Here is an 11,570-nt window from a genome sequence, read left to right on the forward strand (position 1 = left end):
GTGCGGCCGCCGGTGCCACAGGAGGCGCTGGCCGACTACTTCCGCGCCGCCGACCTGGTCGCGGTGCCGTCGCACAGCGAGTCGTTCGGCCTGGTCGCGGCCGAGGCCCAGGCCTCGGGCACGCCCGTCGTCGCGGCCGCGGTGGGCGGACTGTGCACGGTCGTGGACGACGGCGTCTCCGGCGTCCTTGTGCCCGACCACGAGCCCGAGACATGGGCCCTTGCGCTCAAGAGCCTCCTGGACGACGACGAGCTGCGCGCGCGGCTCGCCGCCGGTGCCCGGCACTCGGGTACTCGGTTCGGCTGGGACCGCGCGGCCGACGAGATGCTGGATGTGTACGAGCGGGCGCGCAAGCACCACGCCGAGGCCCGCCGGGCCTGAGGACCGCCCGGCCCCAGGTCACGCAGGTCCAGGGGCTGAGACCACTGCCTGCGGCTTCGTCGACGCCCCGGGAAGTGCGGCAGGATGGAGCCATGACCTACACCCTCGTGCTGCTCCGCCACGGCGAGAGCGAGTGGAACGCGAAGAACCTGTTCACCGGCTGGGTGGATGTCGCCCTCTCCGAGAAGGGCGTCGAGGAGGCCAAGCGCGGTGGCGCCCTCCTGAAGGAGGCCGGGGTGAACCCGGACGTGCTGCACACCTCGCTCCTGCGCCGCGCGATCATGACTGCGAACCTCGCGCTCGACGTCGCCGACCGCCACTGGATCCCGGTCAAGCGCAGCTGGCGTCTCAACGAGCGCCACTACGGTGCCCTGCAGGGCAAGGACAAGAAGCAGACGCTCGAGGAGTTCGGTGAGGAGCAGTTCATGCTCTGGCGCCGGTCCTACGACGTGCCGCCGCCCGAGATCGAGCTGGGCTCGGAGTTCAGCCAGGACGCCGACCCGCGCTACGCGGACGCCCCGGTCGTCCGCACCGAGGCCCTGAAGCTCGTGCTCGACCGCGCCCTGCCGTACTGGGAGAGCGAGATCGTCCCCGACCTCAAGGCCGGCAAGACCGTGCTGGTCGCCGCGCACGGCAACTCGCTGCGCGCGCTCGTGAAGCACCTCGACGGTATCTCGGACGATGCCATCGCCGGGCTGAACATCCCGACGGGCATCCCGCTGGTCTACGAGCTGGACGAGGAGACGCTCGCCCCGGTCAAGCCGGGCGGCACGTACCTCGACCCGGAGGCGGCCAAGGACGCCATCGCGGCGGTCGCCAACCAGGGTCGCTGACCCCCAAACCGCTGAGTGCTGGGTATTTGCGCTTCTGACAGGCTCAGAAGCGCAAATACCCAGCACTCAACGGGTTGTGTGGGGGTGAGTGGGTCACTCCTCCGGGAAGTCGCCCGTGACCAGGAACGTCACGCGGCGCGCGACCGAGACGCCGTGGTCGCCGAACCGCTCGTAGTAGCGGCCCACGAGTGTCACGTCGACGGCCTCCTGCACGGTGCCCTGCCAGCCCGGCGCCAGGAGCGTGTTGAACGTCTCCTGGTGCAGCTCGTCGATGATGTCGTCGTCGCGCTCGAGCGCCTCGGCCACCGTGAGGTCGCGCGTGGCGAGCAGCTTGGTGGTGCGCTGCGCCACGCGGACGGCGGCGTCGTGCATCTTGGTGAAGGTCTCCCGCGCCTCGGGGACGATCGCCTGCGCGGGGTAGCGTCCGCGCGCCACCTGGGCCACGTGGCGGGCGAGGTCGCCCATCCGCTCCAGGGAGGCGCTCATGCGCAGCGCGCTCACGACCACGCGCAGGTCGGTCGCGACCGGGGCCTGCTGCGCGAGCAGGTGCACGCACCGCTCGTCGAGGGAGTCCTCGATGGCGTCGATGGTCTTGTCGGAGGCGATCACCTCCTGCGCGAGCTGCAGGTCGGCCTCCAGCAACGCCGTACCGGCTCGGGTGATGGCGGACTCGACGAGCCTGCTCATCTCGGTCAGGTCCTCGCCGACCTGCTGGAGCTCGGCATCGAAGATCTGTCGCATCGGTTTCCTCTCGCATCCGGGGCGCGCGAACGGTTCGCGTCCGCTGTCGCGCCGCCACGAGGGCGGGCAGGGCCGACGCACGGCCGGGCCGACCGTCCGGACACGTCCCGGACGGTGCACGGCACAGCTACCGCCCGCACCCACCTAGGTTCGACGGCGCGATGTACTGGGAGGTTAACTCTCTTCCTCCCTGACATGAACAGTAGGCGACACGATCCTGGAAGCGCCCGCCCACGTCCGCCAGCGGTTGAAACGTCGACCTACCCTGGAGGCGTGGACGGAATCATCTCCGGGGTACCGGTGCTGGTCGCCGGAATTCTCGGCGTGATCGTCGGCGTGGTCGCCACCATCGCGTTCCGCGTCTCCGAACGGCATCAGCACGCCCTGCCCCCGACCGAACCCGACGAGCTCGACGCGGGACTCGTCCGCGTGCTCTCCGTGCTGCGCTCCGCCGCGGTGGTGCTGGACGGCGAGGACGAGGTCATCCGCGCGTCGCCGCCGGCCTACGCGCTCGGCGTGGTGCGCAACGACGCGCTGGTGCACGCCGCCATCATCGACCTGGTCGCCCTGGTGCGGCGCGACGGCGTGATCCGCGAGCAGGAGCTGGAGCTGCCCCGCGGCCCCGTGGGCCAGGGCACCGTGCTGCTGCAGGTGCGCGTCGCGCCGCTCGGCCTGGACCGGGTGCTGGTGCTCGCCGAGGACCGCACCGAGGCCCGCCGCGTCGAGGCGATCCGTCGCGACTTCGTGGTCAACGTCTCCCACGAGCTCAAGACGCCGGTCGGCGCGCTGGCGCTGCTCGCGGAGACGGTGGCCGACGCCGCGGACGACCCCGTCGCCGTCCGCCGCTTCACCGAGCGCATGCAGCGCGAGGCCGTCCGGCTGTCCGCGCTGGTGCAGGAGATCATCGAGCTGTCGCGCCTCCAGGGCGCCGGCGCCATGCCCAAGCTGACGCCGGTCCCGATCCGCGAGGTCGTGGAGGAGGCGGTCGACCGGGCGCGCACCACCGCCCAGTCCAAGAACATCGCGATCACCATGGGCGGCGACCTGGACACCGAGGTCTACGGCGACCACAACCTCCTGGTCACCGCGGTCCGTAACCTGGTCGACAACGCCGTTGCGTACTCCGGGCCCGCCAGCCGGGTGGGCGTGGGCGTCAACGAGCGCGCAGGTCTCGTCGAGATCGCCGTCGTGGACCAGGGTGTCGGTATCGCGGAGGACGCGCAGGACCGCGTCTTCGAGCGTTTCTACCGCGTCGACCCGGCGCGCTCCCGCGACACCGGGGGCACCGGCCTGGGCCTGAGCATCGTCAAGCACGTCGCGGCCGACCACGGCGGCGACGTCCAGATGTGGTCCGAGCCCGGCCGGGGATCGACCTTCACCCTGCGGATCCCGTCCGCCGACCGGCCCGCCGGGGCCGGCCGCGCCGGCCGGGTCACCCCGCCGCCGCTCGCGGACGTCGTCCGTGAGGGCGAGGAGCAGGACCAGCACGACCAGCACAAGGCCGCGGACACCGCGGCCACGAACAACGAGGAGGTAGGTGCGTGACGCGCATCCTGGTGGTCGAGGACGAGGAGTCGTACCGGGACCCGCTGACGTACCAGCTGACCCGTGAGGGCTTCGAGGTGGTCGAGGCCGCGGACGGCAACTCGGCGCTCGCCGCGTACGACGCGGAGGGGGCGGACCTTGTCCTGCTCGACCTGATGCTGCCGGGGCTGTCGGGCACCGAGGTGTGCCGCGAGCTGCGGGCCCGCGGCGACGTGCCGGTCATCATGCTGACCGCGAAGGATTCCGAGATCGACAAGGTGGTGGGCCTGGAGCTCGGCGCCGACGACTACGTGACCAAGCCGTACTCGTACCGCGAGCTGCTGGCGCGCGTCCGGGCCGTGCTGCGCCGTCGGCAGCCCAACGACTCGACCGAGCAGGACGAGGACGGCGTGCTGGAGGTGGGGCCGGTCCGGATGGACGTGGAGCGGCACACCGTCGCGGTGAGCGGGGAGAGCGTCGCGCTGCCGCTCAAGGAGTTCGACCTGCTGGAGCTGCTCATGCGGAACGCCGGCCGGGTGCTGACCCGTGGCCAGCTCATCGACCGGGTCTGGGGCGCCGACTACGTGGGCGACACCAAGACGCTCGACGTCCACGTCAAGCGCATCCGCTCGAAGATCGAGCCGGACCCGGGCACGCCGAAGTACCTGCTCACGGTGCGTGGACTGGGCTACAAGCTGGCCGACGACGAGGGCTGATCCCCGCTGAGGTGCGCCGCTGGCGTGGCGCACCTCACGGATGAAACACGAACGCCGGCCACCTTCCGTTCACCCGGCGTTTGCTCGCGCGACCGCGCCCGTGAGTATTTTCGCGAGACGTGAGCACCCCCCAGTACACCCGTCTCGTCTCCGCTGCCACCGCTGGTGCCCTCGTGCTGCCGTTCGCGGGCTGTGCCGCGATCGGGCTGCCCGGTTCGGCGGCCGACGCCGCCCCCACCTCCGCGGCGAGGGTGGTCGTCTCCGGCAGCTTCCAGGGCGCCGGCGCCTCGTCGCAGGAGTCGGCGATGGAGGCGTGGATCACCGGTTTCCAGGAGCAGCACCCCGAGGCCGACATCAGCTACGACCCCGTCGGGTCGGGTGACGGCCGTGAGGCCTTCCTCGCGGGCGGTACCGCCTTCGGCGCCTCCGACGTCGCGCTGAGCGACGAGGAGATGGCGGCGTCCGGCCCTGCCTGCGACGGCGGCAACGCGATCGATCTCCCCGTGTACATCAGCCCGATCGCCGTGGCCTTCAACCTCGACGGCGTCGAGCAGCTCAACCTGTCCTCGGACGTGATCGCGCGGATCTTCACCGGGCAGATCACGCAGTGGAACGACCCGGCGATCGTCGCGGCCAACCCGGAGGCGAAGCTGCCCGCCCTGGGCATCACGCCGGTGCACCGCTCCGACGACTCGGGCACCACCGAGAACTTCACCGACTACCTGCACGCGACCGCGCCCGTGGCCTGGCCGCACACCCCGGACGGCGTGTGGCCGCTCCCGGACGGCTTCGCCGCGGAGGGCACGGGCGGCGTCACGGACACCGTCCGGTCCACGCCAGGCGGCATCACCTATGCCGACGCCTCGCGCACCACGGACCTCGGTCGCGCCGCGATCCTGGTGGGGGACGAGTACGTGCCCTACAGCGCGGACGCCGCCGCTGCCGTCGTCGACGTCTCGCCCCGGATCGAGAACCGGTACGAGCACGACCTCGCGTTCGTCCTCGACCGGACGATCGACAAGCCCTTCGCCTACCCGATGGTGCTCGTCTCCTACCTCGTCGTCTGCTCACGCTACGAGGACCGGGCCAAGGGCACCTTCGTCAAGGAGTTCGTCGACTACGTCGCGTCCACCGAGGGCCAGGAACGCGCCGCCGAGGCCGCGGGCAGCGCCGTCATCTCGCCGGACGTGCAGGACTGGATCGGGGCGGCCGCCAAGGCCATCTACCTGACCCAGGAGCGCCCGGAGGAACAGGCGGGCTGACGGCCCCCGACGGTGACCGGCAGGTGAGGCGAGCCATGACGTGCCATGGTGTGGGTGTTGCAGATCACCCCCTCCGTGATGGCTTGTTCACCTTCTGTTTACCTAGTCCTGGGGATCAGGTCATTCCCGCTCCCTAGCGTCCCCACTGACGCCGCGGCGCTCGCCGCGCGTAAGACTTGAACAGGATGGAACGACACGTGAAGATCAGCCGATTCCCCCGCGTTGGCTCCGCTGTCATGGTGGGCGCGCTCGCGCTGAGCCTCGCAGCCTGCGGGTCCGACCCGACCACCGGCGCCGAGCCCAGCGAGGCGGCGGGTGGCGAGGCCATCTCCGGCGACTTCGCCGGTGCGGGTGCCTCCTCCCAGGAGTCCGCGATGGAGGCCTGGGTCGCCGGTTTCCAGAGCGCCAACCCGGACGCCACGATCAACTACGACCCGGCTGGTTCCGGCGCGGGCCGTGAGCAGTTCCTCGCGGGCGGCGTCCAGTGGGCCGGCTCGGACTCCGCGCTCGACGACGAGGAGCTCGCCGCCTCGGCCGAGGTCTGCGGCCCCGACGGCGCGATCGACCTGCCGATCTACGTCAGCCCGATCGCCGTGGCCTTCAACCTGCCCGGCGTCGACTCGCTGAACCTCTCCTCCGAGGTCATCGCCAACATCTTCAACGGCGAGATCAAGAAGTGGAACGACGACGCCATCAAGGCGGACAACCCCGACGCCGAGCTCCCGGACACCGACATCACGCCGGTGCACCGCCTCGACGACTCGGGCACCACCGAGAACTTCACGGAGTACCTCTCCGCGACGGCCCCCGAGGCCTGGACCGACGATCCCGACGGTGTCTGGCCGCTCGAGGGCGGCGACTCCGCCGAGGGCACGTCCGGCGTGGTCGGTGTCGTGACCGACACCGAGGGCGCCGTCACCTACGCCGACGCCTCCAAGGTCGGCACCCTGGGCACCGCCTCGATCAAGGTCGGCGAGGAGTTCGTGCCGTTCTCGGCCGAGGCCGCCGCCGCCACGGTCGACGCGTCCGACCGCATCGAGGGCCGCGCCGAGCACGACTTCGCCATCGAGGTCAACCGCACGCTGACCGACCCCAGCACCTACCCGCTGGTGCTCGTCTCCTACGCCATCGCCTGCACCAACTACGCGGACGAGGCGCAGGGCAACTTCGTCAAGGCGTTCCTCGCCTACCAGGCTTCCGAAGAGGGCCAGCAGGCCGCGGCGGACGCCGCGGGCAGCTCGCCCATCTCGGCGGCCACCGCTGAGCAGGTCAACGCCGCGATCGAGTCGATCACGGTCGGCTGACCGAGCAGCTGAACACCGGCCGGTGGCCGGACCGGCGGCGCTCTCGGCGCCGGCCGGTCCGACCACCGGCACAGCCATGTAGCCCTGTCAGTCACTGATCCCCCACACCGAGCGATGAGCATCGAGGAGCTCTTGTGACCACCACCGACAGCCCGCCGGACGCCAAGCCCGGCCGGCTGAAGCCGCCCACCCGACGGCGCAACCACGGCGACACCGAACGCGGCTTCAGCCGGGTGTTCCGCTGGATCACGACCGGGTCCGGCGCGTTCCTGCTGCTGGTCCTGGCAGCCGTCGCCGTGTTCCTCATCGCCCGCGGCCTGCCCGCGCTGACGGCGTCGCCGGAAGAGCTCAGCGGCAAGGGTGGCCTGCCCACCGGGATGAACTCGCTCTGGGACCTGGTCGGCCCCCTCGTGTTCGGCACGCTCCTGGCCGCGGCCATGGCGCTGCTGCTCGCGACGCCGGTCGCCATCGGGATCGCGCTGTTCATCTCCCACTACGCGCCGCGCCGCGCCGCGTCGGTGATCGGCTACGTGATCGACCTCCTGGCCGCGATCCCGTCCGTGGTGTTCGGCCTGTGGGGCGGGCGCACGCTGGCGCCGATCATCAGCGACGTGTGGGTGTGGATCGCCGGGGTGCTCGACTTCCTGCCGTTCTGGACCGTGAACGTGACGAACACGGGCCGCTCGCTCGCGACGGCGTCCGTGGTGCTCGCGGTGATGGTGCTGCCGATCATCACGGCGGTCTCCCGCGAGGTCTTCCTCCAGACCCCCACGCTGCACGAGGAGGCCGCGCTCGCGCTCGGTGCGACGCGCTGGGAGATGATCCGCACGGCCGTGCTGCCGTTCGGCCGCTCCGGCGTCATCTCGGCCGCGATGCTCGGCCTGGGCCGCGCGCTCGGCGAGACGATGGCGGTGCTGATGATCCTGTCGCCCGGCATCCTCTACTCGTTCCAGATCTTCGACTCGGGCCAGCAGCAGACCATCGCCGCCTTCATCGCGTCGCGGTTCGCCGAGGCCAGCGGGCTCGCGGTGAACGTGCTCATCGCCACCGGCCTCGCGCTGTTCGTCATCACCATGGTGGTCAACATGGGCGCCCGCGCGATCGTCGCGCGGCGCAAGGAATTCTCGGGAGCCAACTGATGAGCGCCACGACCTCGATCACGGACGACGCCGGCGCCGTCGAGCGCACGCGCGCCCTGCTCACCTCCGCCGACACCGGCCGCAGGCGTACCGACCGGGCCATGACGGTCCTGATCTACGGCGCGTTCACGCTCGCCGTCATCCCGCTCGTGTCCCTGCTGTGGACGGTCGTCGTCAACGGCATCGAGCGCTTCAACGGCGACTTCCTCTTCACGTCGATGCGCGGCGTCTTCGGCGGCATGGACATGGGCGGCGCCTACCACGCCGCCGTGGGCACGCTGATGATCACCCTGACCGCCACGGTCATCTCGGTGCCGATCGGCCTGCTGGTCGCGATCTACCTCGTCGAGTACGGCCGTGGCGCGCTCGCCCGGGCCACGACCTTCTTCGTGGACGTCATGACGGGCATCCCGTCGATCGTCGCGGGCCTGTTCGCGTTCGCGCTGTTCACGATCTTCCTGGGTCCGGGCGCCAAGCTCGGGATCATCGCCGCGGTCGCGCTGAGCGTGCTGATGATCCCCGTGGTGGTCCGCTCCTGCGAGGAGATGCTCAAGCTCGTCCCGAACGAGCTGCGGGAGGCCTCCTACGCACTGGGCGTGCCCAAGTGGCTCACCATCGTCCGGGTCGTGCTGCGCACCTCCGTGGCCGGCATCACGACGGGTGTGCTGCTCTCGATCGCCCGAGTGATCGGCGAGACCGCCCCGATCCTCATCACCGCGGGTGTGTCGGACTCGATCAACTTCAACCCGTTCGACGGGCGCATGATGACTCTGCCGGTCTACATCTTCAGCCAGTACCGACAGGGACCGGTGCCCTGCCGGGAGGACGCGCTCGACTGCCTGGTCGGCATCAACTTCGACCGGGCCTGGGCCGCCGCCCTCCTGCTGATCATCATCGTCATGCTCCTCAACCTCATCGGGCGCCTCGTGACCCGGTGGTTCTCCCCGAAGCTGCGCTGACGCGCAGACCCGCCTCAGCCGCAGCTCACACGAAGGAATGATCCGATGGCACAGCGCATCGACGTGAAAGACCTGAACATCTACTACGGCGACTTCCTCGCCGTGGAGGGTGTGTCCATGACGATCGACCCCAAGTCCGTCACGGCCTTCATCGGCCCGTCTGGCTGCGGCAAGTCGACGTTCCTGCGCACCCTGAACCGCATGCACGAGGTGATCCCCGGGGCCCGCGTCGACGGCTCGGTCGAGCTCGAGGGCGTCGACCTGTACGGCGACGACGTCGACCCCGTGGCCGTGCGCCGCACCGTCGGCATGGTGTTCCAGCGCCCCAACCCGTTCCCCACGATGTCCATCCGCGACAACGTGCTGGCGGGCGTGAAGCTGAACAACAAGCGGATCTCGAAGTCCGACGCCGACGAGCTCGTCGAGTCCTCGCTGCGCGGCGCCAACCTCTGGAACGAGGTCAAGGACCGCCTCGAGAAGCCGGGCTCCGGCCTGTCGGGCGGCCAGCAGCAGCGCCTGTGCATCGCCCGCGCCATCGCGGTCAAGCCGCAGGTGGTGCTCATGGACGAGCCGTGCTCGGCCCTGGACCCGATCTCCACCCTGGCGATCGAGGACCTCATCCAGGAGCTCAAGAAGGACTACACGATCGTCATCGTGACGCACAACATGCAGCAGGCCGCCCGCGTGAGCGACCGGACGGCGTTCTTCAACATCGCGGGCACCGGCAAGCCCGGGCGCCTCATCGAGATGAACGACACCGCGACGATCTTCTCGTCTCCCGCCGAGAAGGCCACCGAGGACTACGTCTCGGGCCGCTTCGGGTGAGCGTCCGCTGATCGGGTACGACAAGAGCCGGTGGGTCCGACCCACCGGCTCTTCGTCGTTCCTGCGGTGCTTACTCCGTGGGGGAGGCCGACGGCTCGACGACCTCGACCACGTCGACCGGCACGTAGTCCGCGTACTCCGGCAGCGTGCCGTCGAACACCGGGAGCTGGAACTCCTTGGTGTCCGCGCCGACGCTCAGGGTCGCGTCCAGGTAGTCGCCGGGCGCCGCGGTGACCAGGTCGATCAGGGCGGGCTCGCCCGCCTCGGAGTTCAGGTACACGGTGTCGCCGGCCGGGACCTCGACGACCAGCGGGCCGGCGCCGGGCGACTGGAGCGTGAACGTGGCGTCCTCGGCGCTGGTGTTGGACAGCGCGCCCAGGACGTTGCCCGGCTCGCCCTCGGCGGCGGACACGACCAGGAGGTTGATGCCACGCAGGTCCGTGTTCTCCGCGCCCAGGACGGAGACCCCGACGCCGTCGGACGGGTCATAGTTGAGCGTCGTCGTGGTCGGGGCGCAGGCCGCCAGGAGAAGGGCCCCCGCAGCGGAGACCCCCGCGACGGCGATGGTGCGGGCGCCTCGGGCGGCGGTGGCGCGACGGGACACGGTGAACTCCCTGATGTTCGTCTGGTTCGGGCGGGGGCGGATCCCCGCAATATCCTAGTGGGCCCACGGGCGTGCCCGCGCATCGCCGAAGGTGACGAACCACCCGGTCAGGGAGTGGCAACGGTCACGGCTGCGGAACGATCCGACCGGGGGTGAAGGGGTGGTGACCACCCTCCATCAAGGCACGTGCAACGCTCTGACCTGCACAAACGCAGTTCGTTCCCGGTCCGGGCGAACCCCAAGCGTGCAAGTTCTCCAGATCACGCCGTGGTAACCTGGTTTCAGGGAAAGGGGACATCTGCAGATGACGTTCACAGTAGGCGAGACGGTTGTCTACCCGCACCACGGCGCGGCGCTGATCGAAGAGATCAAGACCCGCAAGATTCGCGGCGAAGAAAAGATGTACCTGAAGCTCAAGGTTGCGCAGGGCGACCTCACCATCGAGGTCCCGGCGGAGAACGTCGACCTCGTGGGGGTACGCGACGTCGTCGGCCAGGAGGGTCTCGACCGCGTGTTCGAGGTGCTCCGTGCGCCGTACACCGAAGAGCCCACCAACTGGTCGCGCCGGTACAAGGCGAACCTCGAGAAGCTGGCGTCCGGCGACGTCATCAAGGTGGCCGAGGTCGTTCGCGACCTGTCCCGCCGTGACGCCGACCGTGGTCTCTCCGCAGGTGAGAAGCGCATGCTCGCCAAGGCGCGGCAGATCCTGGTGTCCGAGCTCGCACTGGCCGAGCACACCGAGGAGGAGAAGGCGGAAGCCATTCTCGACGAGGTCCTCGCTTCCTGACTTACCCACAGGGTCCCCACCACCTCGGACGGGCCGGCCGGGCCACCGGCGCGCGCACCCCACGGGATCCTTCGCTTCAATCATGATCCTGTGGGGACCCGCGACGAGATGACGACCCTTGCAATCCTGACGGCCGCCGGCTCGGGCACCCGACTAGGACGTGACCTGCCCAAGGCCCTCGTGGAGCTGGACGGCTTCCCGCTGGTGCTCCACGCGGCGCGCCGCCTGGCGGCGTCGGGGGTCGTGGACTCCCTCGTGGTCACCGCACCCGACGGTCTGACCGACGTCATGACCGACCTCCTGGCGAACGACCCGCACGTGCAGGTCCCCGTCCAGGTGACCGACGGCGGCCCCACGCGACAGGCATCTGTCGGCGCCGGTCTGGCCCTCGCGCGGGCCGACGACGACGTGGTGCTGGTGCACGACGCGGCCCGGCCGCTCGTCCCGGCGGACCTCGTCCGGCGGGTCGTGGGCGCCGTCCGCAGCGGCCACGGC

At 70.3% G+C, this 11,570-nt stretch carries 13 protein-coding genes; 11 read left to right on the top strand and 2 right to left on the bottom strand.

Annotated elements, in window-relative coordinates; all coding sequences use genetic code 11:
* Together PROKR_RS32730 and PROKR_RS13430 are read left to right on the top strand one after the other, a co-directional pair.
* A partial coding sequence (locus PROKR_RS32730; protein ID WP_036964057.1) for a glycosyltransferase occupies positions 1-381 on the top strand: 381 nt, incomplete at its 5' end.
* A gap of 92 nt (positions 382-473) precedes the next feature.
* A complete protein-coding gene (locus tag PROKR_RS13430) occupies positions 474-1,214 on the top strand; it encodes a phosphoglyceromutase (RefSeq protein WP_036964059.1) in 741 nt (246 codons plus the stop codon).
* A gap of 93 nt (positions 1,215-1,307) precedes the next feature.
* On the opposite strand, the gene phoU is transcribed toward PROKR_RS13430, so the two are convergent.
* Positions 1,308-1,955: a phosphate signaling complex protein PhoU gene (phoU, locus tag PROKR_RS13435; RefSeq protein WP_020017959.1), complete on the bottom strand. Its 648-nt coding sequence runs from the start codon at positions 1,953-1,955 to the stop codon at positions 1,308-1,310.
* 273 nt (positions 1,956-2,228) lie between these two features.
* On the opposite strand from phoU, the gene PROKR_RS13440 reads away from it, so the two are divergent.
* From PROKR_RS13440 to pstB, 7 genes are all read left to right on the top strand, one after another.
* Positions 2,229-3,500, top strand: coding sequence for a sensor histidine kinase (locus tag PROKR_RS13440; RefSeq protein WP_036964061.1), 1,272 nt, complete (start codon positions 2,229-2,231; stop codon positions 3,498-3,500).
* Positions 3,497-4,195, top strand: coding sequence for a response regulator transcription factor (locus PROKR_RS13445; RefSeq protein ID WP_020017961.1), 699 nt, complete (start codon positions 3,497-3,499; stop codon positions 4,193-4,195). Before PROKR_RS13440 ends, PROKR_RS13445 begins: the two co-directional genes overlap by 4 nt.
* A gap of 119 nt (positions 4,196-4,314) precedes the next feature.
* Positions 4,315-5,457, top strand: coding sequence for a phosphate ABC transporter substrate-binding protein PstS (gene pstS / locus PROKR_RS13450; protein WP_036964064.1), 1,143 nt, complete (start codon positions 4,315-4,317; stop codon positions 5,455-5,457).
* Positions 5,458-5,693: 236 nt separating this feature from the next.
* Positions 5,694-6,761, top strand: a complete 1,068-nt coding sequence (gene pstS / locus PROKR_RS13455; RefSeq protein WP_084800434.1) for a phosphate ABC transporter substrate-binding protein PstS — start codon at positions 5,694-5,696, stop codon at positions 6,759-6,761.
* Between the two features lie 134 nt (positions 6,762-6,895).
* Positions 6,896-7,900, top strand: coding sequence for a phosphate ABC transporter permease subunit PstC (gene pstC, locus PROKR_RS13460; protein ID WP_036964068.1), 1,005 nt, complete (start codon positions 6,896-6,898; stop codon positions 7,898-7,900).
* The gene (gene pstA / locus PROKR_RS13465; protein ID WP_036964070.1) at positions 7,900-8,859 is read left to right on the top strand and encodes a phosphate ABC transporter permease PstA; all 960 of its coding nucleotides are present in this window, start codon (positions 7,900-7,902) and stop codon (positions 8,857-8,859) included. Before pstC ends, pstA begins: the two co-directional genes overlap by 1 nt.
* A 45-nt stretch (positions 8,860-8,904) precedes the next feature.
* Entirely contained in the window at positions 8,905-9,684 is a 780-nt protein-coding gene (pstB, locus tag PROKR_RS13470; protein ID WP_020017966.1) for a phosphate ABC transporter ATP-binding protein PstB, read from the top strand.
* 70 nt (positions 9,685-9,754) lie between these two features.
* On the opposite strand, the gene PROKR_RS13475 is transcribed toward pstB, so the two are convergent.
* Positions 9,755-10,288: a hypothetical protein gene (locus tag PROKR_RS13475; protein WP_036964072.1), complete on the bottom strand. Its 534-nt coding sequence runs from the start codon at positions 10,286-10,288 to the stop codon at positions 9,755-9,757.
* Positions 10,289-10,592: 304 nt separating this feature from the next.
* Between PROKR_RS13475 and PROKR_RS13480 the strand changes: the two genes are divergently transcribed.
* A complete protein-coding gene (locus tag PROKR_RS13480) occupies positions 10,593-11,075 on the top strand; it encodes a CarD family transcriptional regulator (protein WP_020017968.1) in 483 nt (160 codons plus the stop codon).
* A 108-nt stretch (positions 11,076-11,183) separates the two neighbouring features.
* Positions 11,184-11,570, top strand: a 387-nt coding sequence (locus PROKR_RS13485; protein WP_036964122.1) for an IspD/TarI family cytidylyltransferase, incomplete at its 3' end; no start/stop codon positions are given.

Origin of the sequence: Promicromonospora kroppenstedtii DSM 19349, assembly GCF_000515355.1 — a bacterium.
In the GTDB taxonomy this organism is placed as follows: Bacteria; Actinomycetota; Actinomycetes; order Actinomycetales; family Cellulomonadaceae; genus Promicromonospora; species Promicromonospora kroppenstedtii.

Excerpts from the sequence above, each read along its gene's own strand:
- PROKR_RS13480 (WP_020017968.1), top strand. The coding sequence starts at position 10,593 with ATGACGTTCACAGTAGGCGAGACGGTTGTCTACCCGCACCACGGCGCG.
- PROKR_RS13430 (WP_036964059.1), top strand. The coding sequence starts at position 474 with ATGACCTACACCCTCGTGCTGCTCCGCCACGGCGAGAGCGAGTGGAAC.
- pstA (WP_036964070.1), top strand. The coding sequence starts at position 7,900 with ATGAGCGCCACGACCTCGATCACGGACGACGCCGGCGCCGTCGAGCGC.
- phoU (WP_020017959.1), bottom strand. The coding sequence starts at position 1,955 with ATGCGACAGATCTTCGATGCCGAGCTCCAGCAGGTCGGCGAGGACCTG.
- pstB (WP_020017966.1), top strand. The coding sequence starts at position 8,905 with ATGGCACAGCGCATCGACGTGAAAGACCTGAACATCTACTACGGCGAC.
- pstS (WP_084800434.1), top strand. The coding sequence starts at position 5,694 with ATGGTGGGCGCGCTCGCGCTGAGCCTCGCAGCCTGCGGGTCCGACCCG.